20 protein-coding genes are annotated in these 23,934 nt (G+C 70.0%); 11 read left to right on the top strand and 9 right to left on the bottom strand.

What is annotated here, in order from left to right; genetic code table 11:
* Window positions 1-143 precede the first annotated feature (143 nt).
* The 3 genes from ABEB28_RS05365 (at window position 144) to ABEB28_RS05355 (ending at window position 4,478) form a co-directional block, all read left to right on the top strand.
* Window positions 144-1,334, top strand: coding sequence for a HEAT repeat domain-containing protein (locus ABEB28_RS05365; RefSeq protein ID WP_345726844.1), 1,191 nt, complete (start codon window positions 144-146; stop codon window positions 1,332-1,334).
* On the top strand, window positions 1,331-2,836 hold the full coding sequence (locus ABEB28_RS05360) for a glycosyltransferase family 2 protein (RefSeq protein ID WP_345726843.1): 1,506 nt from the start codon (window positions 1,331-1,333) through the stop codon (window positions 2,834-2,836). Before ABEB28_RS05365 ends, ABEB28_RS05360 begins: the two co-directional genes overlap by 4 nt.
* A 79-nt stretch (window positions 2,837-2,915) precedes the next feature.
* Window positions 2,916-4,478 carry a histidine kinase N-terminal 7TM domain-containing diguanylate cyclase gene (locus ABEB28_RS05355; protein ID WP_345726842.1) on the top strand — a complete coding sequence of 521 codons (1,563 nt, stop codon included), beginning with the start codon at window positions 2,916-2,918 and terminating at the stop codon, window positions 4,476-4,478.
* Between the two features lie 19 nt (window positions 4,479-4,497).
* On the opposite strand, the gene ABEB28_RS05350 is transcribed toward ABEB28_RS05355, so the two are convergent.
* Window positions 4,498-6,039 (bottom strand): APC family permease, encoded by a 1,542-nt coding sequence (locus ABEB28_RS05350; protein ID WP_345726841.1) that lies wholly within the window; start codon window positions 6,037-6,039, stop codon window positions 4,498-4,500.
* 223 nt (window positions 6,040-6,262) lie between these two features.
* Here ABEB28_RS05350 and ABEB28_RS05345 point away from each other — a divergent pair, with 223 nt between their 5' ends.
* The 5 genes from ABEB28_RS05345 to ABEB28_RS05325 are packed head-to-tail and all read left to right on the top strand — an operon-like array spanning window position 6,263 to window position 11,758.
* Window positions 6,263-7,753, top strand: a complete 1,491-nt coding sequence (locus tag ABEB28_RS05345; protein WP_345726840.1) for an aldehyde dehydrogenase — start codon at window positions 6,263-6,265, stop codon at window positions 7,751-7,753.
* Window positions 7,746-8,699: a DODA-type extradiol aromatic ring-opening family dioxygenase gene (locus tag ABEB28_RS05340; protein ID WP_345726839.1), complete on the top strand. Its 954-nt coding sequence runs from the start codon at window positions 7,746-7,748 to the stop codon at window positions 8,697-8,699. Before ABEB28_RS05345 ends, ABEB28_RS05340 begins: the two co-directional genes overlap by 8 nt.
* A gap of 11 nt (window positions 8,700-8,710) precedes the next feature.
* A complete protein-coding gene (locus ABEB28_RS05335; protein WP_345726838.1) occupies window positions 8,711-9,571 on the top strand; it encodes a fumarylacetoacetate hydrolase family protein in 861 nt (286 codons plus the stop codon).
* Window positions 9,571-11,055, top strand: a complete 1,485-nt coding sequence (locus tag ABEB28_RS05330; RefSeq protein ID WP_345726837.1) for an aldehyde dehydrogenase family protein — start codon at window positions 9,571-9,573, stop codon at window positions 11,053-11,055. Before ABEB28_RS05335 ends, ABEB28_RS05330 begins: the two co-directional genes overlap by 1 nt.
* Window positions 11,048-11,758, top strand: a complete 711-nt coding sequence (locus ABEB28_RS05325) for a gamma-glutamyl-gamma-aminobutyrate hydrolase family protein (protein ID WP_345726836.1) — start codon at window positions 11,048-11,050, stop codon at window positions 11,756-11,758. Before ABEB28_RS05330 ends, ABEB28_RS05325 begins: the two co-directional genes overlap by 8 nt.
* Before the next feature lie 33 nt (window positions 11,759-11,791).
* Here ABEB28_RS05325 and ABEB28_RS05320 read toward each other — a convergent pair whose 3' ends face one another.
* Window positions 11,792-12,583, bottom strand: coding sequence for an acetoacetate decarboxylase family protein (locus ABEB28_RS05320; protein ID WP_345726835.1), 792 nt, complete (start codon window positions 12,581-12,583; stop codon window positions 11,792-11,794).
* Window positions 12,584-12,703: 120 nt separating this feature from the next.
* On the opposite strand from ABEB28_RS05320, the gene ABEB28_RS05315 reads away from it, so the two are divergent.
* Together ABEB28_RS05315 and ABEB28_RS05310 are read left to right on the top strand one after the other, a co-directional pair.
* A complete protein-coding gene (locus ABEB28_RS05315; RefSeq protein WP_345726834.1) occupies window positions 12,704-14,056 on the top strand; it encodes a glutamine synthetase family protein in 1,353 nt (450 codons plus the stop codon).
* A gap of 65 nt (window positions 14,057-14,121) precedes the next feature.
* Complete coding sequence (locus ABEB28_RS05310; protein ID WP_345726833.1) at window positions 14,122-15,402, top strand: cytochrome P450; 1,281 nt, start codon at window positions 14,122-14,124, stop codon at window positions 15,400-15,402.
* Here ABEB28_RS05310 and ABEB28_RS05305 read toward each other — a convergent pair.
* From ABEB28_RS05305 to ABEB28_RS05285, 5 genes are all read right to left on the bottom strand, one after another.
* Window positions 15,386-15,916: a MarR family winged helix-turn-helix transcriptional regulator gene (locus tag ABEB28_RS05305; protein WP_345726832.1), complete on the bottom strand. Its 531-nt coding sequence runs from the start codon at window positions 15,914-15,916 to the stop codon at window positions 15,386-15,388. The two genes, ABEB28_RS05310 and ABEB28_RS05305, sit on opposite strands and share 17 nt — an antisense overlap.
* 85 nt (window positions 15,917-16,001) lie before the next feature.
* A complete protein-coding gene (locus ABEB28_RS05300) occupies window positions 16,002-16,709 on the bottom strand; it encodes a type 1 glutamine amidotransferase (RefSeq protein WP_345726831.1) in 708 nt (235 codons plus the stop codon).
* Between the two features lie 13 nt (window positions 16,710-16,722).
* Complete coding sequence (locus ABEB28_RS05295) at window positions 16,723-17,688, bottom strand: PDR/VanB family oxidoreductase (RefSeq protein WP_345726830.1); 966 nt, start codon at window positions 17,686-17,688, stop codon at window positions 16,723-16,725.
* Between the two features lie 152 nt (window positions 17,689-17,840).
* The gene (locus tag ABEB28_RS05290) at window positions 17,841-18,770 is read right to left on the bottom strand and encodes a TIGR03619 family F420-dependent LLM class oxidoreductase (protein ID WP_345726829.1); all 930 of its coding nucleotides are present in this window, start codon (window positions 18,768-18,770) and stop codon (window positions 17,841-17,843) included.
* Window positions 18,771-18,809: 39 nt separating this feature from the next.
* Window positions 18,810-19,760 carry a helix-turn-helix domain-containing protein gene (locus ABEB28_RS05285; RefSeq protein WP_345726828.1) on the bottom strand — a complete coding sequence of 317 codons (951 nt, stop codon included), beginning with the start codon at window positions 19,758-19,760 and terminating at the stop codon, window positions 18,810-18,812.
* A 149-nt stretch (window positions 19,761-19,909) separates the two neighbouring features.
* Here ABEB28_RS05285 and ABEB28_RS05280 point away from each other — a divergent pair, with 149 nt between their 5' ends.
* On the top strand, window positions 19,910-21,811 hold the full coding sequence (locus tag ABEB28_RS05280) for an amidohydrolase (RefSeq protein ID WP_345726827.1): 1,902 nt from the start codon (window positions 19,910-19,912) through the stop codon (window positions 21,809-21,811).
* Between the two features lie 84 nt (window positions 21,812-21,895).
* Here ABEB28_RS05280 and ABEB28_RS05275 read toward each other — a convergent pair whose 3' ends face one another.
* Window positions 21,896-23,323 (bottom strand): diguanylate cyclase, encoded by a 1,428-nt coding sequence (locus ABEB28_RS05275; protein WP_345726826.1) that lies wholly within the window; start codon window positions 23,321-23,323, stop codon window positions 21,896-21,898.
* 113 nt (window positions 23,324-23,436) lie between these two features.
* Complete coding sequence (locus ABEB28_RS05270; RefSeq protein WP_345726825.1) at window positions 23,437-23,916, bottom strand: MarR family winged helix-turn-helix transcriptional regulator; 480 nt, start codon at window positions 23,914-23,916, stop codon at window positions 23,437-23,439.
* Window positions 23,917-23,934: the final 18 nt, after the last annotated feature.

The raw sequence follows: 23,934 nt of genomic DNA, 5'->3' as shown, positions 1-23,934 counted from the left end.
TCCTTCCAAGAATGCGGATCGCTCACGGTAGCCGAACCTTGGACATTTGTCCGAGGTTCTTCCGTCCCACTCATCTGCGGCCCTGGCCGGTCGATAGGTCACCAGGAAGTGCCAGCCGCGCACGAGCAGGGGAGCAGACCGGCGTGACGGACGTGCTCGCACAGTCCGCCGTCCTCGGCTGGACCTTGCTCGCGGTGCTGGCGACGTGCGCGATGCTGGTCGTGCTCACGGCGGCACGCCGGCTGCAGGTCGGCGTCACCACCCGCCGCCGCGAGGCGCTGGAGCGCCCGGTCCGCCCGCTGGTGCTGACGCTGGCCGCGGATGCCGACGACGACGGCGAGGCGTACCGCACGCTGGCCACCGCTCCCCCGGACACCTGGGCCGCGATCGAGCCGCTGGTCGTCAGAGTCCTCGGCAAGGTGCGCGGTGATGCGCGCGGCACGCTGACCGAACTGCTCGAGCTGCACGGCGCCGCCGACCGCGCGCTGCGGGGCATCACCGCGCGGGGAGCGGTCCGACGCGCGCTCGCCGCCGAGACGCTGGGACTACTCGGAGCGGAGTCGTCGACGGCCCCACTGCGTGCGTGTCTGCACGACCGCGCTGCAGACGTCCGGCGCGTCGCGGTCCGTGCGCTGGGCCGCATCGGCGACCCCACGGTGGCGCCCGCGCTGATCGACACGCTGGACGGCTCCCGGCCGGTGCCCGCGCAGAGCGTCATCCAGGCGCTGCTTCGCCTGGGACCCGGCGTGGCGCCCCACCTCGTGCCCGCCCTGCAGGACCGCAGTGAAGCGGTGCGGGCTGCGGTGGCCGAGGTCCTCGGACTGCTCCGCGCGGTCTCGGCCACCCACCCGTTGATCGCCACGCTGGCCGAGGATCCCTCCCTCGACGTCCGTCTCAGGGCCGTGAAAGCGCTCGGCGGGATCGGTCACCCGACGGCCGTCGGTGCCCTGCTGAGCGCGATCGGCTCGACGGAGGACCCGCTGATCCGGGCGGCAGCCGCCAGAGCGCTCGGCGAGCTCGGCTCCGATCGGGCGGTGCGGGCCCTGGTGGGGTTGCTCTACGAGCAGGAGCACGCGGTGGCCCTCGCGGCCGCGAATTCGCTGGTGCAACTCGGGAAGCCGGGTGTCGAGGCGCTGACCGAGGTGCTGCGGCTGTCCCGGCCGGGTCGGGTGCCCGGCCGGACCTGCACCGGGCTACCCGACGACGAGCTCCCCGGCGGGGCGGTCGCCACCGAACTCCGGACGATCGCGGACCCGGACGGCCGCACCGTCACCACCGCGGCGTGTTACGCCGCGGCGGCGCTGGTCGCCGCCCGGCGAGCCGAGCCGGAATGAGCACGTTCCTACCGGAGCCGGACACCGTCCGCGGCGCCGTGGTGGCCCTGTTGGAGGCGATCGGGGACGTCGTCTTCTGGTACTTCCTGGCGATCAACACCAGCTACCTCATCCTGATCGTGATCGCTGCCGTCGAGTTCACCCAGTACCTCCGGCGACAGGCCTACGACGGACGCGAAGAGACCTACGTCAGCCCGCTCACCGCGCCGGTGTCGATCCTCGTGCCCGCCTACAACGAGGAGCTCAACATCGTCTCGGCGGTGCAGGCGATGCTCGCGCTGCGCTACCCGGTCTTCGAGGTCGTCGTGATCGTCGACGGCTCCACCGACCAGACGCTGGCCCGGCTGATCGAGGCCTTCGACCTCGTCCCCACCGTCCAGGTCATCCCCGACGACGTCCCGACCCGGTCGCCGATCCTCGCCAGCTACACCCCACGGGCGGGCTCTCCCGCGCTGACCGTCATCCACAAGGTCAACGGCGGACGCGCCGACGCACTCAACACCGCCATCAACGCCGCGCGGCACCCGCTGGTGTGCATGGTCGACGCCGATTCGATCCTCGATCCCGACGCACTCCTCGCCGTGGCGCAGCCGTTCTCCGACGATCCGCTCCGCGCCGTCGCGACCGGCGGAGTGATCCGGGTGGTCAACGGCTGCACGGTCCGCGCCGGCCGCATCACCGAGGTGCGCACTCCCCGCGCCTGGCTGCCGCGCATCCAGATCGCCGAGTACCTCCGCGCGTTCCTGCTCGGCCGCACCGGCTGGTCGAAGGTCGACGGCTTGCTGGTCATCTCCGGCGCCTTCGGTCTCTTCCGCCGAGACGTCGTCGTGGCCGTCGGCGGGCTGGACGCCGACAGCATCGGCGAGGACGCCGAACTCGTGGTTCGTCTGCACCGGCAACTCCGCCGGGAGAAGAAGCCCTACCGGATCAGCTTCGTCGGCGAGCCGGTGTCCTGGACCGAGGTCCCCAGCACCCGCGCCGTGCTTGGTCGGCAGCGACGCCGCTGGCAGCGCGGCCTGATCGACATCCTCGTCAAGTACGTGACGATGATCGGCAACCCCCGCTACGGCCGGATCGGCACCGTGGCGCTTCCGTACTTCCTGCTGTTCGAGGCGATCGCTCCGCTGGTGGAACTCCTCGGGATCGTGGTCGTGCCGATCGGTCTTCTGCTCGGCGTCATCGACCCCGGCTTCGCCCTGCAGTTGCTGCTGGTCGCGTACGGCTACGCGATCCTGGTGACCCTCACCGCCATCGCGGTCGAAGAGTTCGCGTTCCACCGCTACCGGCACTGGAGAGACCTCGGCGTGATCACGCTCGCGGCGATCCTGGAGAACTTCGGCTTCCGGCAACTGACGGCCTGGTGGCGCGTGCAAGGCGTCTACCAGGCCGTACGCCGGACGAAGACCGATTGGGGCGTGATGACCCGCCAAGGCTTCGACAACACGTCCGCCGACGCGGCCGACGCCGCCGCGGAGGACGCGACGTCCGATCGACGGCCCTGACCAGGGCACTCTTTCCCCCTCAGCCCGCCGCCGTACCGGCCGATGGGCTGGCGTCGGTCTCCAGGAAAAGGTAGGGCAGATGCGCTCAGTGCTGGTCGCGGCGTACGGAGCCTCCGCGTTGGTGGCCGCGCTACCTGCGGTCCTGGCCTTCCGTCGCCGCCACCGGGCGGCACTGTGCGGACCGCTCGCCCTGCTGCTCGTCGCAGCGACCGAGTGGTGCGCTGCCCAGGCCGCTTCGGTCGCGGTCGGCTCGGCCGACCTGGCCGTCGCCTTCAACTACGCGATCTATCCGGCAGTAGCCGCGGTGACCGCCGGCTCGCTGTGGTACTCGAGGGTGGTCGCCGACCGGCCCGCGCTGTCGGCACGGGCCAAGCGCCTGCTCTGGATCCACCCGATCGCCCTGATCGCCGTGGTCGCCACCGACCAATGGCACCACCTGTTCTACCTCGCCACCGCGGCGTCAGCCGACAAACCGCTGGCCGTGCAGCCGGGGCCGCTGTACTGGCTGCACGTGGCCTACTGCTACACGGTGCTCTGCTTCGTGTACGTCCGCCTGGTGCGGGCGGCGATCCACGCTGTCGCCCGGCAACGCCGCATCCTCGTCTACTCGATCGTCGCCGGCCTTGCTCCGCTGGCCGGGAACGTCGCCACTCTGGTGCTCGGAGGGCGCGCACAGACGCTCGACCTCACGCCGATCCTGTTCGTCGTCACCGGCGCGCTGTGGTGCTGGATCGAACGCTACGGTGCGGCCGGCCGCGACGTGCCGATCGCCTACAACCGCGTCCTGGCGGCGATCGGGGACGCGGTCATGGTGCTCGACGCCGATGGCCGGTTCCTCGACGTCAACCCCGCGGCCGCCCGGCTGCTCGCCGGGTTGGGACGGGGAAACGGCACGGTGATCGGCAGAGACTGGCGCCAGGTGGTCGGTTCCGAGTTGACCGCGCTGCTGACCGGCCCGGACCAGCGGGTGGTCACCGCGGCCGACGGCCGGATCCTCGACGTCCGGATCGTCCGGATGGACGGCGATCGACGCCACTACGGCGGCAGCGTCGTCGTCATCCGCGACGTCACCGAACTCGAACGCCTCCGCGCCGCGCTCGCCGAACAGGCCCGCTGCGATCCCCTCACCAACGCGCACAACCGTCGCCACCTCGCCGAGGTCCTGGAGCAGGAGACGGCGGCTGCCGCAGCGACCGGTGCCCCGCTGTCGGTGGTGCTGCTCGACATCGACCACTTCAAGCAGATCAACGACGGCTACGGGCACGCCGAGGGCGACCGGGTACTGGTTCGCCTGGTCGACGAACTGAGGAGTGCGGCACCCGCCGACGCGACCGTCGCCCGCTACGGCGGTGAGGAGTTCGTCGTCGTCCTACCGTCCTCCGACGTCTGCGCCGCCGCCGACCAAGCCGAGCAGTGGCGTCGCCGATTCGCGGAGATCGTCGTGCCCACCGCCCAGGGACCGCTGCGCGCGACGTTCAGCGCGGGCATCGCCCAGCTCGTTCCCGACCAGGAACCGGAGCAACTGCTCTGCGCGGCGGACGCAGCCCTGTACGCCGCGAAGGCAGCCGGGCGGAACCGGGTCGTCGCGAGCCAACCGGGTGAGACGAGCGCCCTCCTCGCCGCCGCGACGGTCTCCGCCTGAGGCGCCGAACCAGTGCCGCTCAGCTGACGAGGTCCGCCACCGCGCGTTCGTTCTCGGCGTTCCGGCGAACCGCACCGAGCACCAGCCCGATCACCAGAACGACGAAGGGCGCGAGAACCAGCGTCCAGCCCGTGGCCGACAGCGCGAAGGTCTTCAGTGCGTCGTCAGGGTTCGAGCTCGTCCCGGCCAGCAGGCCGAAACGCGCGACGATCAGGTAGGCGGCGAGCGCAAGGCCGATGATCGCGACGATCGGGGCGACGACCGTCTGCAGCACGTTCGCCTCGCCGGGCTCGCGGCGGAAGTGCACGATGACCGCGACCGAGACCAGGATCTCGACGAGGAGGATGGCGAGCACCGCCAGCCCGCTGAACCAGTTGAAAAGGTTGAGGACGGGGTCTTTGTCGGTGAGAGCGAAGAACGCGATGACGACGAACGTGAGCACGGACGTCGCCAGCGAGCCCACGATCGGTGCGCCCCGGCGGTTGACCCGGTCGAGCATCCTCGGAAGCACCCCGGCGCGGCCCATCGAGAAGAAGTAGCGCGCGGCGCTGTTCTGGAACGCGAGCAAGCCGGCGAAGAGGCTGCTGAGCACGAGCCAGGTCATCAGCGTCGACAGCCAGCCGCCGACGTACTGCTCGGCCACCGAGAACAGCACGGCCGCCGGATCGGCCAGCGGTGTGCCCTCGACCGAGGAGCGGCGGGCCACCTCGTCAACCGCGTGCTGGCTGCCGACGCCGCTGACCACCGCCCACGAGGTGAGGGCGAACAGTACGGCGATCAGAGCGACGGCGGTGTAGGTCGCCCGGGGAACCGCGCGTTTGGGGTCCTTGGTCTCCTCCGCGTAGATGGCGGTCGCTTCGAAGCCGATATACGACGCGAACGCGAAGGCCAGCGCGATGCCGGCGGAGCCGCCGAAGCCGCCGGCGAAGATGTTCGCGGGCGAGAACGAGGCCCCGAACGCCAGCCCGTCGGGGCCACCGCCCTGGGCGAGCACGACCACCGCGACCAGGAGCAGGGACAGCACCTCCAGACCCATCAGGACACCGAGCACCTTGGCCCCGATGTCGACCTGGAGCAGCGACAACGTCAGAACGAGAGCCCAGGCGATCAGCGACCATCCCCACCAGGGCAGATCGACGGACAGCCGGGCCTGGAGCTGCCCGTGGGCCACGGCGCCGAAGAAGCCGTACACGGCCAGCTGGATCGCGACGTAGGCGAGCAGCGAAACGAATGCGGTCCCGACGCCCGGTACGGCACCCAGGCCGCGGCCGACGAAAGCGAAGAAGGCACCGGTGTTGCTGACCCGATGGCTCATCGCGGCGTAGCCGACGCTGAACACCAGAAGCACCAGGCCGGCGACCAGGTAGGCGCCGGGCGCGGCGGCGCCGTTACCGAGCACGATCGCGACCGGGACGGCGCCGGTCATCCCGACGAGAGGCGCCGCCGCGGCGACGACGAAGAAGACGATTCCCGCGATGCCCAGGCGGCCTGCGGCTAACTGCTCGTTCGGCGCGGAGTCGGGCTTCGGTGCGGGTGACGGGGTCATCTGTTCTGCGGTCATGTGGCCTCTCCGGCTCGGACGCGCGGTCTCCGGTTACCGCGGGTGTGACCTAGGAGACAAGAAGATATTCGGGTCCGAACGACTTTGTCGATAGGCCGACCCGAATCGTTCGTAGCGGAACGGTGCTGCCCCATACGGGTCGGGCGTCAGCGTCTTGACCGACCACCGAGCGCACCCTACGTTTGGTGCCAAACGATCGACAGGGGAAGGGTGCGGGAGCTCGATGGACGACTTCGCCGCGGCGAACACCAGCGCATCGATCGACGGCATCCGCGTCGACCTGCGCCACTGGATCGGCGGTGAGCGGATCGCGTCCGCACGCACGTTCGCCGACCTCTCCCCCATCGACGAGGCGGAGATCGCTCAGGTCGCCGCCGGCACCGCCGCCGAGGTCGACGCAGCGGTCGCCGCGGCCCGTGCGGCGTTCCCGGCGTGGAGTGCCCTGCCCGTGGGCGAGCGGAGCGCGATCCTGCGACGCGTCGCCGACGGGATCGAGGCGCGGATCGAGGACCTGGCGCGAGTCGAGACGCGGGACAACGGCTCGCTGATCCGCAGCCACCGGCGGGGTGTCATGCCGCGGGTCGCGCTGAACCTCCGGGCCTTCGCTGACTACGCCGAGAAGCAGCTGAGCCATCCCGACATGTCGGTGCGCGGCCACCGGGAGCGCATCACGTACGACCCGGCGGGTGTCGTCGCGGTCATCACGCCGTGGAACGCGCCGCTGATGCTGGCCACCTGGCGCATCGGACCGGCGCTGGCGGCCGGCAACACGGTCGTCGTCAAACCGCCGGAGTGGGCGCCGCTGACCGCGAGCCTGCTCGCCGACATCATGCACGAAGCCGGCGTGCCGGCCGGGGTCTTCAACGTCGTCCAGGGCACGGGCGCCGACGCCGGCGCTCCGCTGACCGCACACCCGGACATCAACCGGCTCGCGTTCACCGGCTCGGTGCCGACGGCCGCCGTCATCGCCCGCGCGGCTGCACCGAACATCGTGCCGCTCTCGTTCGAGCTCGGCGGCAAGTCACCGCTTCTCGTGTTCGAGGACGCCGACCTCGCCCTCGCCGTCGACCTCGCGGTCGAACAGTTCGACAACGCCGGGCAGGTGTGTCTGAAGGCCGCTCGGATGCTGGTGCACAGCTCGATCGCCGACGAGTTCACCCGGCGGCTCGTGGAGCGGACCGCCGGACTGCGCCAGGGTGACCCGCGGGAGGAGAACACCGACCTGTCGGCATTGATCGCGCGCCGACACTTCGAGCAGGTCAGCGGCTTCGTCGAGCGAGCGTTGGCCGACGGCGCCCGTGCCCTGATCGGTGGGGAGCCCAACCGCGAGCTGGGCGGCCTCTACTACCGACCGACCGTGCTGGTCGACGCGAAGCCCGGGTCGGAGATCCTGACCGAGGAGGTCTTCGGGCCAGTGGTCACCGTCGAGACCTTCCAGACCGAGGACGACGCCGTAGCCCGCGCCAACGACACGCGCTTCGGGCTGGCGGCCACGGTGGTCACGAGCGACCCGGAGCGCGCCGAACGGGTTTCGCACGCGCTGCACGCCGGAACCGTGTGGGTGAACTGCTTCTTCGTCCGCGACCTCGAGGCCCCGTTCGGCGGCACCGGCAAGTCAGGCATCGGCCGGGAGGGCGGCCTCTGGTCCTTCGACTTCTACTGCGACGTCAAGAACAGCGTCTTCAGCCCGAACGGATGGCGAAACCATGGGTGACGTAGTCGGCGCCGGGCTCCTGGCACACGTCCCGACAATCGTGCTATCGGAAGAGACCCGGCGCGAACTCAACCACGGCGAGGACTCCACTCTCGTCTCCGGCCTACGCCAACTGCGCCGCGAGGTGTTCGAGACCCTCGATTACGACACGGTCGTCGTACTCGACTCGCACTGGGCCACGACCGTCGAGTTCGTGGTGACGGCCCAGGACCGCCGCAGCGGGCTCTTCACGTCCGAGGAACTTCCCCGGGGCATGCAGCGCCGGCCGTACGACTTCCCCGGCGACCCGGACCTCGCACACCTGATCGCGAGCAAGGCGGAGAAGCACTCCACCTGGATCACCGCGATCGACGACCACTCGCTGCCGATCTTCTACGCCACCACCAACCTCTGGGAGTTCCTCGGCCAGGGACTGCCCGAGAAGCGATGGATCTCGATCGGCGTCTGCCAGACCGCGGACGGCGAAGACGCCTACCGGCTGGGCCGGGCGCTGGGTGATGCGATCGCCGACTCCGACCGCAAGGCCGTCCTCATCGCCTCCGGCGCCATGTCGCACACGTTCTGGCCGCTACGCCAGCTCCGCGACCACGAGGCCGCGGGGCGCGAGCACATCCATTCACGGGAAGCCCTCGCCGCCGATCTCGAGCGGATCGAGTGGCTCGAAGCCGGAGACCACAAACGGGTCATCGACACGATGCCCGAGTTCCTCCGCGTCCGCCCCGAAGCGAAGTTCATGCACTACCAGATGATGATCGGCGCACTCGGCGAGGAGCAGTGCACCGCACCGGCCCGCCAGTACGGCGAGTACGAGAACTCGGTCGGCACCGGGCAGGTCCACCTGTGGTTCGACCGGCCCGACGGTGGCTTCCCCTCCCCCAAGGCGACGCCCGTCGATCCCGACTTCGTCCGCCAGAGCGGCGGTCCCGACCTACCCGCCGCAGGCTGAGGAGCCAGCTCGTGACCACCCGTGAGACCCGCCGCATCCTTCTCGACGGCAACCCGGTCGACGTCGTCCGCCGCGGTGACGACCTGGTGGCCGGTGACGGCCGCGTCGTCGCGATCGCCGACGCCCAGCACCTGCCGCCGGTCACTCCGACCAAGATCGTCTGCGTCCACCTGAACTACCTCAGCCGGGTCGAAGAGCTGATGACGGCCCTCCCGCCCGCCCCCACCTACTTCCACAAACCGGTGTCCGCGCTGAACTCGCACGACGCCGCCGTGGTGCGTCCGGAGGGTTGCAAGTGGCTCAACTACGAGGGTGAGGTCGCCATCGTCATCGGTCGCACCTGCCGAAACATCGCCCCCCACGACGCCGGCGACTACATCCGCGGTTACACCGTCGCCAACGACTACGGGTTGCACGACTTCCGAGACACCGACGCCGGGTCGATGCTCCGGGTCAAGGGCGCCGACACGCTGTGCCCGATCGGCCCCGGCGTGGTCGAAGGATGGGACTTCCGGGGCAAGCGGATCCGCACGCTCGTCAACGGTGAAGTACGCCAGGACGGCAGCACCGACGAGATGAAGTGGGACATGCACTACCTCGTCGCCGACATCGCGCGCACGATCACGCTGCAACCCGGCGACCTCCTGCTGTCCGGCACACCCGCCATCTCCCGCACGGTCTACCCGGGCGACGTGGTCGAGGTGGAGGTCGAAGGCCTGGGCGTGCTGCGCAACCACGTCGTCAGCGGCCCGACGCCGATCCGGACGGACGTCGGGGCCCAGCCCACCGAGTCCGAAGAGGTGCTCTCCACGGCGCAGGGCGGCGACTGGGAGTTCCGGGGCGTCCGTAAGCCTCTCCCCGCGGCGCATTGATGGGCTTCCCGGACTCCGTCGACTGGGCGGCCCGCGCCGCGAGACTCGCGCTTCCGCCGGGCGTCTTCGTCGGCGGCGAGTACCGCGAGACCGCCGGGACCCGCACCGTCGTCACCCCCCGCGACGGCAGCACCCTGGGTGAGCTCCCCTGGGCGGGGGTGGAGGACGCCGACGCCGCGGTCGCGCAGGCTCGCCGGGCGTTCGACCACGGCCCCTGGCCCCGTCTGCACGCGCGTGAGCGCGGGGAGATCCTGCAACGGTTCGCCGCTCTGGTCGACGCCCGCCGCGACGAGTTGGCCCTTCTGGTCAGCCTCGAGATGGGCAAGCCAATCCGGGTCGCGTACGACGTCGAGCTGCGCGCCTTGGTCCGCACGCTGCGCTACTACGGGGAGCTGGCCGACAAGGAGCACGGCGAGATCACACCCACCGTCGACGGTGAGCTGTCGCTGGTGACGCGCGAGCCCGCCGGCGTGGTCGCGGCCGTGGTGCCGTGGAACTTCCCGCTCACGCTGGCCGGGTGGAAGATCGCTCCGGCGCTCGCCGCCGGATGCACGGTGGTCGTGAAGACCGCCGAGCAATCACCGCTGTCGATGCAGCGCGTCGCCGAGATCGGCACCGAGGCCGGATTACCGGCCGGCGTCCTCAACGTGCTCAACGGCGACGGCCCGAGCGTCGGCCGGGCCCTGGGTGAGCACCCGCAGGTGGACATCCTGACGTTCACCGGCTCGACGAACGTCGGCCGACACTTCCTGCGCTACTCGGCCGACAGCAACCTCAAGCGAGTCCTCCTCGAGCTCGGGGGCAAGTCGCCGAACATCGTCCTGCCCGACGCCCCGGATCTCGACGCCGCCGCCGACACCGCTGCCTGGGCCATCTTCTTCAACAGCGGTGAGATGTGCACGGCCGGATCCCGGCTCATCGTGCACCGGGACGTGGCGGAACAGGTGGTGGATCGCATCGTCGCGGCGTGCGGCTCCTGGGCGCCGGGCGACCCGCTCGACCCGTCGACCCGGATGGGCCCGATCGTCGACGAACGGTCACTCCAGCGCATCCTGACCCAGCTGGGTGACGGGCTGGCAGCCGGGGGCACGCTCCGGGCCGGCGGAGCCCGGGTCGACGTGCCGGGACCGTACCTGGAGCCGACCGTGGTGACGGGACTGGCCGCCGGCAATCCGCTCGTGCGCGACGAGTTGTTCGCACCCGTACTCGCGGTCCTCGTGGTCGACGACGAGGACGAGGCGGTGCGCGTGGCAGGCAACACGGCCTACGGGCTCGCGGCGGCCGTGTGGACGTCCGACCTCGGCACCGCGCATCGGGTCTCCCGTCGGCTCAAAGCCGGCACGGTCTGGGTGAACTGCTATGAAGAGGGCGACCTGAGCGTCCCGTTCGGAGGGGTCAAGCTCTCCGGCTTCGGGCGGGACAAGTCCCGGCACGCGCTGGCCGAGTACACCGATCTGAAGACCACCTGGATCAGGCATGGCTGAGCACCGGCCCCTGATCGCTATTCCGGCCCGCTTCTCCGTGTCCGCCTCGGCGCTACGGTTCGCCGCCGAGGTGACGGCGCGGGCGCTCGCCGAAGCGGTGTTCGCCGCCGGTGGTGAACCTCTGACGATCCATCCGCACGCGCCGGGACGACTGGTCGACTCGGCCGAGGTGGCAGCGCGCCTGTCGTTCGCCGACGGCGTCTTGTTACCGGGCGGTGGTGACCTGGCCGCACGCTGGACCGGCCAGGATCCGCACCCCACCCTCTACGACGTGGACGAGGAGCAGGACGCCTTCGATCTCGCCGTGGCCCGGCACTGCCTGGGTCTGGGCGTGCCCCTGCTGGCGATCTGCCGAGGCTTGCAGGTGGTCAACGCGGTGCGTGGCGGTCGCTTGATCCAGGACATGGACGACGAGCCCGCCGGTCCGTCGCACCACCGCCACCGCAGGCACGTCGTCGCCACCGAGCCCTGGTCCCGACTCGCGGAGCTGGTGGGCGAGAAGATCGAGGTGTCCTGCTACCACCACCAGTGCATCGCCGAACTCGGGAGCGGCATGCGGGCAGTGGCCCGCTCGGAGGACGGCGTGATCGAGGCCGTCGAGATCGACGCGCTTCCTGGCTGGTTCCTCGGGCTGCAGTGGCATCCGGAAGACACGGCACAGCCCGCCGTGTTCCAGGCGTTGGTCGCGGCCGCCCGCGCCTGACGGGCGGCACTGCCGTCTGCACGAGCGCGGCACCTAGAGACGGGCCAGGGTCGACCCGCCGTTCCACTCCGCGCCCACCTGGCGGTAGTAGCCGCCGATGATCTCGTCGACCTCGAGCCGCGCCAGCTCCTCGGTCGGCGCCTCGAAGAGCCGGAGCTCGGCGTCGCCCCGCCACGCCTGACCGCCCGAGAAGGCGCTGGCACCCGAGGAGATCAGCTCGGCATAGGCGTCACCTTCACCGGAAATATCCGGGTAGATGCGATGATGTGCCATCGGGTGCCCGTTGACGAAGCCGTTGCTCTCCGACTCCTCCCGGAGCGTCACCACGGCCTCGGCGAGGCGCCGGTCGTAGGACGCGAGGGTGGCCCCGAAGACGCCGCCGGGGCCGATCTGCGGGGCGCCGTGAGCGAACGGATGCGGCCGGGTCTGCCACATCGACCCGAGCTTCTTCGGATAACCCTGGTGCAGGCCACGCGCGATCGCGAAGTCCTTGTCCACCCAGATGAAGACGCAGCGCGAGTAGGTGACGCCCCGGAAGGAGCACCGCACGACGACAAAGGCCTCCTTGTACTGGGACCGGGCGGGATCCAGCAACTCCTCGCGGCCGGCGGAGCACGACTGCCAGTCCGCCCAGATGAACGCGACGGCGCCCGGGTCCTCGGGCGCCGGCTCCAGCGGCTCGGGCAGAAGCGCCGCGACGTTCGCCGGATCGGTGCGGTACTCGACCGTCAAGAGGTCGCCGGAGTAGTACCACGGGGGCGCCGGGATCAGCGACGCCGCGCCGGACGCCGTCCGGGGGTACAGGAAACCGTTCATCGCAGACATTGACACTCCAGACTCGTTTGGGTCCGTACGATATGCCGAATCGACCTCCCGGGAAAGTCTTGCCAGCCTGGCACTGCCTCGATAATGTTTGGGCCCAAACGACATGAAGGGACGCGCGTCGTGGCTCACTTCGACACGTCGGGACTCCAGCCGGCTCAGGAACGGCTCGTCGCCGAGGGCATCGACGTCGTCCGGCTCGGTTACGCGGACCTGATCGGCGTCGATCGCGGGCGCGACGTCTTGGTCAACCACTTCCCGCGGACCGTCGGGGGCGGTGTGGCCTTCTGCCGCTCGGTGTTCGGCACGACGCCGCGCGGAGGTGTCGTCGACTTCGAAGGGGGCCTGTCCGCGGGCCTGCCCGACGTCGTCGCCTTCCCCGACCTGAGCACCTTGCGTCCACTGCCCTGGGAGCCCGGCGTCGCGCACTGCATTGCCGACGTCTTCAACCCCGACGGTACGCCGGCGCTGGAGAGCCCGCGCCAGGTCCTGCGCCAGCTGTGCGAGCAGTTCGCGACCGAGTCGATCACCCCCGTCGTCGGGCCCGAGCTGGAGTTCTACCTGCTGGCGGAGAACCCGGCGTCCCCCTCCGGATGGCAGCGCTACGGCGAGGGCACGGGCAACGTCTACACCTCGGGACGCAAGGGCGATCCGGAGAACGTCCTGCTCGAGTCGCTGCGCCAGTTGGGCGACTACGGAATCGACGTGGTGGCGGCCAACCACGAGTTCTCGTCCGGGCAGTTCGAGATCAACCTCTGGCACGGCAACGCCCTGGACGCCGCGGACCGCGCCCACCGCTTCAAGGACGCCGTCAAGGAACTAGCCCGTCGGCGGGGGCATCTGGCCACCTTCATGCCGAAGCCGTTCAACGACGAGGGCGGCTCCGGCTACCACCTACACCTCTCGCTCCAGGATTCCGACGGCGCCTCGCTCTTCGACGAGCCGTCCGCGCCGGACGGGCTCTCCCCGGTGGCTCACCACGTGATCGGCGGAATCCTGGCGCACGCCCCCGCCATCGCCGCGGTCGCCAACCCCACGATCAACTCGTACAAGAGGTTCGGCCCGGACACGCTGGCCCCGTGGTTGATCGACTGGGGCCTGGACAACCGCAGTGCGATGGTGCGGATCCCGCCCGAGCGAGGGTCCGCGGCTCGCCTGGAACTGCGTCTGGGCGATGCCAGCGCCAATTCCTACCTCGCGATCGCCGGCATGCTCGCGGGCGCACTCCTGGGTATTCGCGACAAGACCGAGCCGCCGGAAGTCCTGGTCGGCTACGGCTACGACACCTCACGCGCGGCCAAGCTGCCGCAGAGCTTGTCGGAAGCCCTCGACGCCCTCGAAGCCGACGACGAGATCGTCGACCTGCTGGGACGCCCGTTCGTCAATGCGTTCCTCGCCTACAAGCGCGACGAGATCGAGCGGTTCCGCACCTGGATCACCGACTGGGAGTTCCAGGAATACACGTACCACATCTGACATTCCGGACCGCCCGGCACCGCCGTCCCGTACCGGAGCCGGTCCAGCACACGAGGAGCTCCCCCATGCCCCCCCACGCCCCAGTTCCGCTCTCCGACGTCGACCTCTCCGACATCGACGGCTTCGCCGACCTGCGCGGCTACGCCCAGTTCGACACCCTGCGCGCCGAGGACCCCGTGCACTGGAACGACGAGAAAGACGGCGCGGGATTCTGGGCGGTGACCCGATATGCGGATATCTGGGCCGTCGATCGCGACGTCGAGACGTTCACGTCGGAGAAGTTCGTCAACCTCGAAGACGTCGACGACGACCTCCGCGACTTCCGGCGATCGCTGCTGGAGACCGACGGCAGCCGGCACCAGGCGCTGCGCCGGCTGATCCAGCGCGAGTTCACGCCGCGCAATCTCCTGAAGAACTACGAGAGTTTTCTGCGCCAGCTCACCAGGCAGACCGTCGACCGCGCGCTCGCGACGGCCGCGGCGAACGACGGCAGGATCGACTTCGTCAAGGAGATCAGCGCCGACTTCCCGATCCAGGTGCTCGCCCGCCTGCTCGACGTCCCGCCGGAGGACACCCCGCAGCTGATCGCATGGGGCAACGAGATGGTCGCCAACACCGACCCCGACTACGCGAAGGTGCGGGCGGACCTGGCCGAGTCGGAGAGGTACCGGCACTTGCCTTTCCGCTCGCCGAGCGTGCAGGAGGTGTGGGACTACGGCAACAGTCTCAAGGACGCGCGAGTCGGTGGCCACGGCACCGACCTCGTCTCGATCCTGGCGAACAAACTCCCGGACGACGGAGTGCCCCTCAGCCAGCAGGACTTCAACAACTACTTCTCGCTCCTGGTGATCGCGGGCAACGAGACCACCCGGCACGCGATCAGCAACTCGATGCTCGGCCTGATGGAGCAGCCCGAGCAGCTGCGGCTCCTGCAGCAGCGGCCCGAGTTACTCACGACGGCGGTCGAGGAGCTGCTGCGCTGGGCGTCCCCGGTCTACCACTTCCGCCGGACGGCCACCCGCGACGTCGAACTCGGCGGGAAGCAGATCAAGAAGGACGACAAGGTCGTGATGTGGTTCGCCTCCGGCAACCGCGACGAGGCGGTCTTCGAGGATCCCTACTCGATCGACGTCACCCGCACCAACGTCGACCACATGACGTTCGGCAAGGGGAGCCCCCACCTGTGCATGGGCAGCAACCTAGCGCGGATGGAGATCCGCCTGATGTTCGAGGAACTCCTCCCCCGACTCGAGCGGATCGAGCTGGTGGGTGAGGTGCGCCGGATCCGCAGCAACTTCGTCAACGGCATCAAGGCGTTCCCGGTGCGGATCAGCGCGGCCGCTTGACCGCTTCGCCGCGGGACGGCGCCTGCTCGAGCTCTTCGACGATCGTCCTGAGCGAGTTGGCGAGGTCCTTGCGCTGAGCCTCGGACAGACCGCGGACCACGAAGGCCTCTTCCCGGTTGAACTGCGGAAAGAGGCCTTCCATCAATTTGCGGCCCGACGGAGTCATCGAGAGCACCACCCGACGCTTGTCGGTCTCGTGCCGCACCCGCTTGATGTGCCGATAGGACTCCAGCGTCTTTACGACGCCGGTCAGGGTGCCCTTCGAGATGCCGGCCTCGGCCGCGGCCTGGGCGGTCTCGATCTCACCCCAGATCCACACCACCCAGAGGACGACGAAGCCGGTCCAGGTCAAGCCGGTGTCCCGCAGAACCGTCTGTTCGAGATGGTTGCGAATGGCCGTGGTGGCTCGATAGATGTTCGAGACCGCCCACATCGCGCTGGTGTCCAGCGACATGCCGGCCAATCGTTCTTCGACTGCCTGCTCGGTCGCCCGCAGCGTGTGCGATCCCGTCATCGGTTCGCCATCACCTTCCGCCGGTACCGGTTCTCCCAACGAGTCTAGATGTGGTCGGTCGCGGCCCCGACGTCGCGCTGCCCCGTCATGCTCGGACGACGTGTTCGAGGAAGCCGTCGACGAGGCCGTGCGTGCGCCGCCTCGCCTCGTCCTCGACGGCGCGCGTCCGCACCACCAGCGTGTCCACGTCGATTCCGTGGTTCCGCGCGTTGACGGCGCCGCCGTTGCCCAGCCAGCCGGCCAGCATGGCGCTGGTGAGCTCGGGATGGAACTGGACTGCGAGGTTGCGGCGGAGGACGAACACCTGGGAGGCAGCAGCGTTGCGCGCCAGCTCCACCGCGCCCGGAGGGAGTGACCACCGGTCGAAGTGCCACTGGAACCACGGCCCGGCGGGAACGATGGCCTCGTGGTCGCTCTGGACGTCGGCCCAGCCGATCTCGGGCCGCGGCGACGCGGCGACGCTGCCGCCGTGCGCGGTCGCGAGGAGTTGACCGCCGAAACAGATACCCAGCACCGGGACCCCGGCCCGGTCGGCGCGTCGCAACTGCTCCAGCTCGGGCGCCACCCAGCCGCCGATCAGCGGGCGGTCGTAGGTCGACCACGGCGCGCCCATGGCGAGCACCGCGTCGAACGCGGTGAAGTCCGGGAATCGCGCGCTCACCCCGGGGGTGTGGAAGCGGAGGGCGGGAACGACCAGGTGGTAGTCGAGGTCGTAGCCGTGCTCGACGAACCGGTCGGCGACGGGTCCCAGTGGGGAGAGGTGGTCGTGCTGGATGACGAGTAGCCGGCTCATGAGCGTCCGGCCGTCACAGGGCGAGGGTGAGACGTGGGCCCTTGCAGCGGGACACGCAGATCATCATCACGTCGTTCGCGTCCCGCTCGGCGTCGCTCAGCACCGAGTCGCGGTGGTCGACCTCGCCGTCGACGACCTCGGTTTCACAGGTTCCGCAGATGCCCTCCAGGCAGGAGCCGAGAACGCTCACCCCGGCCTCGCGGACCGCGTCGAAGACGGACCTGCCCGGCGGCACCTCCACCGTCGTGCCGGAGTGCTGCAGCACCACCTCGAACGAGCTCTCCGCACCGACCGACTCGGCCGGGCGCGCCGCGAACCGCTCCACGTGCAAGCTTCCGGGCGGCCAGGAGGCGCAGCGCTCTTCCACGGCGCTCAAGAGTCCCTCGGGTCCACACGCGTAGACGAGCGTGTCGGCTCGGGGCCTCCCGAGGAGCGCGTCGAGGTCCAGGAGTCCGCGCTCGTCCTCGGGCACGATCCGGACGCGGTCACCGAACCGGGCCAGCTCGGCCGTGAAGGCCATGGACTTCCGCTGCCTGCCTCCGTAGTGGAGTTCCCACTCGGCTCCGGCGGCGTCGACCGCGTTGATCATCGCGAGCAGCGGGGTGATGCCGATGCCGCCGGCGATGAAGAGATAACGCCGGGACGCCGCAACGGGGAAATGGTTGCGCGGGCCGCGGACGCACACGACGCTGCCCGCCTTCAGCTCGTGGACCCGAAGGGAGCCACCGCGGCTCTCCGGGGCCCGGAGAACGGCGATACGCCAGGAAGCGGCGTCGCCGCTCCGGCCGCACAGTGAGTACTGGCGGACCAACCCGTCGTCGAGAACCAGGTCGATATGCGCCCCGGGCGTCCAGTCCGGCAGGTCACCGGCGTCAGGTCGGCTCAGCGTCAATGCCACCACGCCGTCGGCCTCCTGCTCGGCGCTCCGGACGACCAGCTCGGTCTCGATTTCGCGCACGACCGTCTGCGTGACAGTCACGGGTGCTCCTGTTCGGCGGATCTTCGGCAGATCGTTCGGATACGAACGATACGGATCGTCACCCCTCCTTGCAAGCTGCCACCGCGCATATTCGGCCTCACCGATGAGTCATTCGTGAACGAACGAAGGCCACGATCCGGGAGCCGTCCACCTCATATGCTGTCGACGCGGCGCATCACCTCCGCGCAGAACGCACCGATCCGCGCACCGTCATCAATGAACTGGGAGGGCTTCAGGCAGAACGTCGTATAGCCCTGCTCCACCTGGGCCGGGATGGCGGACATGGCCTGCCCCAGATCGGCACAACTGCGGTCGTCGGGGAAGACCGCGCGGACGCCGCCGATCAACTCCAGCTCGTCCGGACTTCGGCCGGACGCGGCGAGACCGGTCCGCAGGGTCTGGAGATCCTCGTCGGACGGTGCACCCAACGGGTGGAAGCCGTGCCCGTACTCGACCAGCCGACGCAGGACCGAAGCGTGCAGACGCTGTCCGCCGAACCACAATCGCGGGCCGTCCGGCCGGTACGCCTTCGGCTCGAAGTACACGTCGTCGAATTGGAAGAACTCCCCCTGGAAGCTCACCGGCGACGGCCCCCAGCACCGGCGCAGCACGTCCAACTGCTCGTCGAGGATTCGACCCCGGCGGTCGAACGGCACACTCAGCGCGGCGTACTCGTCCCGGCTCCAGCTCACCGTCGGCTGCACCACCAGCCGGCCCTCGCTGACCAGATCGAGCGTGCCCAGTTCACGCGCGAGCAACAACGGGTGGCGCAGCGGCGCGAGAATTGCGCCCGCCACCAAGCGCAGAGCCTCGGTCACCGAAGCGATCGCGGACAGCAGCACGATCGAGTTCGGCCACGGCGTGAACGGATCCTGGTTGCCCGGGAGCGCGTACGCTCGGGGGTTGCCCATGATTCCGTTCGCGCCGGCATCCGGCCCGAGGACCACGTGCTCGCTCGCCATCACCGCGTCGAAGCCCGCGTCCTCCGCACAACGAGCCCACCGCACCAGCGTCGGCAGATCGTTCCCACCCGACGTGGTGCCGTTCTCGGTGAGGATCATCAGCATTCGCGGCCTAGTCATGGCGAGATCATACGGATCCAAACGAGCTACCCATGCCGATTACTCCGGCCCGATCGCGTCCTTCCGGAACCGCTGCGGCCCTCGGCCGAACTGCCGCGTGAACGCGCGCGAGAAAACGCTCGGCTCCGCGAAGCCCCAGCGAGCCGCGATCGCGGAGACCGGGACGTCGGCGCTGCCCGGCTGCAACAGTTCGTCGCGAATGCGTTCGAGCCTCCGTAGCCGGAGGTAGCCCGTGACCGTCGTGTCGTGGTGCGCGAAGAGTTTCCGCACGTAGCGGGGCGAGAGATAGTGGGCCGCCGCGAGACGCTCCGTGGTCAGTCCCGGATCGGCCAGATGGGTCTCGAGCCAGCCGACGAGCTCGGCGAAGAGCAGCGCGGACCGCGGACCTCCTCCGGTGCCGCGCGCCTCGGCGACGATCGCGTGCACGCAGGCCACGATCGCGTCGCCCAGGTACTGGCCGGCTGCCTGTACCGGCCTGCGACGGTCGTCGACGATCAGACCGCCGACCAGCCCGGCGAGTGCAGCGGCGGCGCAGAACGCCGAGAGGTCCCGGGCGACCAGCGCATCGCGGTCTTCCCGGCGCATCCGCAGCGCGCGGCCGCGGATGTGCGCGATCAGATATCGGTGCTGCCACGCTGCGCGAATGCGGTACGGAGTGACCGCGTCGTACAGCGCCACCTGTCCCGGGGCGAGGACCACTTCCCGACCGTCCTGGGCGATCTGGACCTCCCCGGACACGACGTGACCCAGCACCATTCCGCGCGCGTCCGTCCACGAGCGGTCGGCCGACGCCGGGGCGCAGGGCGTCACGTCGACGTCTGCACCCTCGAAGAGACAAAGATCGACGTCGCCGAGGCGCAGTCGTCGGCTGATCGCCGGAAACGTTCCCTGGGAACGCAGCAGGATGCGGTCGCGCACGGGTTCCGGGTCGCCTGGACGCGAGCCGATATAGCCCTCCAACACCCGACCGGCGGGGGCCGCTGCGTTCATCTCGTCGACTCCTGACCGGGACGGCACTGTCCTCGACCGTGGCGGCACAGTGTGACCCACGCCGCATGTCTTTCGGATACGAACGATAGCCATGTGACCGCCCGACGGCGAGTCCGCGGGTCTCGGACGCCGAACACTGAGAGGGCCTGATGATCGAACAGGGAATGAGCCGCCGCAGCGTGCTCAAGGGCGCTGTCGTCGCCGCCGCGGCCGCCGGCGTCTCGGTGGTCGCGGCCGCCGGTCCGGCGCACGCCCGCGGACCGCGCGGCGCCGCCGACACCGTCGTGATGAACGGCAAGGTCCTGGTCATGGACCGCCGGCGTCGCCGCGCCGAGGCGGTCGCGATCAAGGACGGCAAGATCCTCGCGATCGGTAGCAACCGCGAGATCACCCGTCTCACCGCTGGCGGCACCCAGGTGGTCGACGCTGGTGGCGGCACCGTTCTTCCCGGTATCAACGACTCGCACTTCCACTTCGGGAACTCCGGTCTCGCGATCCCGCCCTACACGTACTCGCTCGCGGGCACGGAATCGATCGTCGCGATTCAGGACGTCCTCCGCCGCGCCGTCGCCGACGCCCGAGCCGCGGGCAAGCCCGTCGAGACGACGTTCGTCCGCGCGAGCGGCTGGAACGAGAGCCGACTCAACCAGGTCGGCCAGAAACTCACCCGCGCACACCTCGACGCGGTGTCCGACGGCTACAAGATCATCGCCCCGGAGTTCTCGTACCACGCGCTGATCGTCAACAGCGCGGTGTTGGACCTGCCCGAGGTGAAGGAGCGGATCGCCACCGCCTCCCCCGAGTTGGTGCCGTACATCGAGCGGGACGCGAACGGCGAACTCACCGGCGTGTTCCGGGAGGGTGCGATGAGCCTGGTCAGCGTGGCGCCACCGTGGACCCCGGCGGAGGTCGCCGGCAGTCTGGACGCCGCCATCGCGGCCGTGCACTCCCTCGGCATCACCAGCGTCACCGACCCCGGTGTGGACGCCGCCATGGTCGCGATCTACGCCGACAGGTACCGCGCCGGCAAGCTGCCGCTCCGCGTGAACCTCATGCTCGGCGGCGGCCGGAACCCGAAGGCGCTCCGGGCCGCCCTCGACGGGTTCTCACCGCTGCGCGGGATCGACCCCCGTTGGATCCGGGTCGGGCAGGTCAAACTCTTCGCCGACGGTGTACCCACCGCCGCCCGCACCGCGTACCTGCACGAGCCTTACGAAGGCACGAACACTCGCGGTTCCCTGACCCTCGACGGAGCCACGATCGAGGAGCAGATCCGCAACCTGCACACGATGATCCGAACGGCGATCCAGGCCGGCTTTCAGGTCGGCACCCACGCCACCGGCGATGCTGCGATCGACACCGTCGTGCAGGGCTACCTTGCCGCGATGGGACGGAACTCCCGCCGCGCCGCTCTGCGGAACTACGTGATCCACGCCGACCTGACGCCCGAGGCGACGCTGCGGACCATGGCTGCGCACGGCATCGGCGCCAACTTCAACGCGACGATCAAGTACCTGCTCGGCACCGACCTCTACCCGGTGCTCGGAAAGGAACGGACGGATTATCAGTGGCCCTACCGCACGGCGCTCGACCTCGGCGTCAAGGTCGCCAGTGCCTCGGACGCGCCCGTCACCCCGGCGAGCTGGCTCCAGGGCGTCGCCGGAGCCGTCACCCGGAAGAGCCAGTTCGGTGACGCGGTCGCCGGTGCGGCTGAGCGCATCTCCGTCGAGGAGAGCCTGGTCACCTACACCCGCACGCCGGCCTGGCAGGACCACGCCGACGGATGGAAAGGCACGCTGCAGGAAGGATTCGTCGGCGACCTCTGCGTCGTCGACGGTGATGTCCTCGGCACGGCCCCCGAAGCGCTCCCCGGTCTGGCCGTCAGCACCACGATCGTCGGTGGCGAGGTCGTCTACGACCGCACGACGTCCGCCGCGCGGGACGCCGAACCTGCTGTTGCACTGGTGCAGGGGTTCAGTTCCGAGCGAGGGAAGGCGTGCCTCGAGGACGGCATGTGCTGCTGCCGGGTGAGCGAACGGGCGCTCACCTGAAGTGTCCCGCACGGAGACCGCGCCGGTCGTGCGCCGCCTCGAAGGCGCGGGAACACTCCTCGTTCCGTAGCGCGCCGCACGGCCTCAGGCGTCGGCCAGTACCCACCGACCGCGGCCGGCCCGCTTGGCGTCGTACATCGCCATGTCGGCCGAGCGCAGCAACGTCGCCGGGGACGCGTCCGCCGAGTCGGCCCGGGACGCGATGCCGATGCTGGCGGCCACCTGGAGCAGTTCCTCCCGGTAGGGCACGGGCGCGGCGACCTCGGCGAGGATCCGCTCGGCCAGGCCGATCGCCTCGTCCTGCGACGCACCGGGGCACAGCACGACGAACTCGTCGCCACCCAGCCGGGCCACCACGTCGGACTGCCGGACCGCCGCCGAGAGACGGGCGGCGACCGCCCGGAGCACTGCGTCGCCGGCCTCGTGCCCGAGCCGGTCGTTGACCTGCTTGAAGCCGTCGAGGTCGAGGTAGAGCACCGCCACCGGGGAGTTGACCAGGGACCGGATCTCGCCGAGCCGGTCGCCGAGTACCGACCGGTTCGCCAGCCCGGTCAGCGGGTCGTGGCTGGCCTGGAACGCCAGCTGGGCCTGCGCACGCTCCTGCTCGCGCACCGCCGCGGTGAACCGGACGAGGACGAACGCGGCGCAGGCGCCGGTGGCGAGCAGCGCCGCCACCTCCGTGCCGTCCGGACCCGAGCGCAGGATCGTCAGGGTGGGTGCGGTCATCAGCGCGCAGCCGAGGAAGAGCACGCGCGCCGCGTGCAGCGTGCGCAGCTGTGTACCCGGCCGGGTCAGCTCGGCGCTCGCCGGGTGCAGTCCGGACGCGACGAGCAGTGCGTTGCCGGCGAGCACGAACGGGCCGAGCCGGCTCACCCAGTCGCCGTGCACGACGTACGGCAGGAGGTTGTAACCGAGGTCCACCGCCAGGAAGACGGTGACGCCGGCGAGCAGGTACCGGGTCGGGGTGGTTCGGCCGCCCGGTGAGAGCACGATGATGAGGATGCCGGTGAGCAGCACCACGTCGGCCACCGGGTAGAGCGCGGGCACCACCGACGCGAGCACGCCGTACCCCAGATCGAACGTCGGTTCGATGAAGAATTGCCAGCTCAGCGTGGCAGCGGCCAGCGACAGGGTGAGCCCGTCGAGCACCGCGCCGAGGAGCTGGCCGGGCGCGCGCCGACGTGCCATCTGGATCAGCGCGATCGCCACGAGTGGGTAGCCACCGAGCCAGCAGATGTCAGCCACGCCGACGTCGGGCACCGTGAAGTAGTAGTACTGCACGACCTCGATCAGGTCGCCGGTGAACCACAGCGAGACGGCGACCGCGATCAGGACGCCCGGGCCCCGGTCTTGCCGGTTCGGTCGGAGAGCGGCCCACCAGCTCAGTCCGGCGACGACGGCGTAGCCGACCAGGTAGCCGACGGCACCCGCCGTGGTGTTGTACGCAGCCACGCTGATCGCCACGCCGATAAAGGCGAGGACGAGGAACACGGAGACTCTTCGGGCGCTCATGCCCATGCACTCGGTGGATCGGAAGCCGACAAAAGGAACCGGAACCGAACAAACCCGGCTTGCTCCCGCCCTGCACCTGGCCGGCGGCCTCGGCCGGACGAATCGCGTCCGGCCTACGTCCGATCGGCCGGCGGGGACAGGTCGAGGTGCTTCCGGAGCGCCGCGGCGATCTCGCCGGCGGCGGCGAGTTGCTCCGGGGTGAGTGCGTCGACGAACAGTTCGCGGACTGCGCCCAGGTGCGGAACGGTGGCGGCCCGGAACGCGGCTGCTCCGGCGGCGTCCAGCACGATCTCCGCGCCGCGGCTGTCGGTAGGGCAGTCCTCGCGGCGAATCAGCCCGCGACGTTCCATCCGGCCGAGGTGGTGGGAGAGACGGCTGCGCTCCCAGCCGACGGCGGCGGCGAGTTCGGACGAGCGGAGCCTGGCGCCCTCGGCTTCGCTGAGCGCGAGCAGTACGACGTAGTCGCCTGGCGAGAGTCCGGTGTCGCTGGAGAGCCGGGCGGCGAGCACCGTGCGCAGCGCCTCGGTCGTCTCGACGAACTCCCGCCAGGTCCGGAGCTCATCGCGCGTCGGCAGCTTGCGTGACCCGGCCATGACCACTCCTTTGATTGA

The organism is Cryptosporangium minutisporangium (assembly GCF_039536245.1).
Taxonomy (GTDB): domain Bacteria; phylum Actinomycetota; class Actinomycetes; order Mycobacteriales; family Cryptosporangiaceae; genus Cryptosporangium; species Cryptosporangium minutisporangium.
The sequence above is the reverse complement of the archived record's forward strand: the minus strand, read 5'-3'. Positions and strand labels throughout refer to the sequence as shown.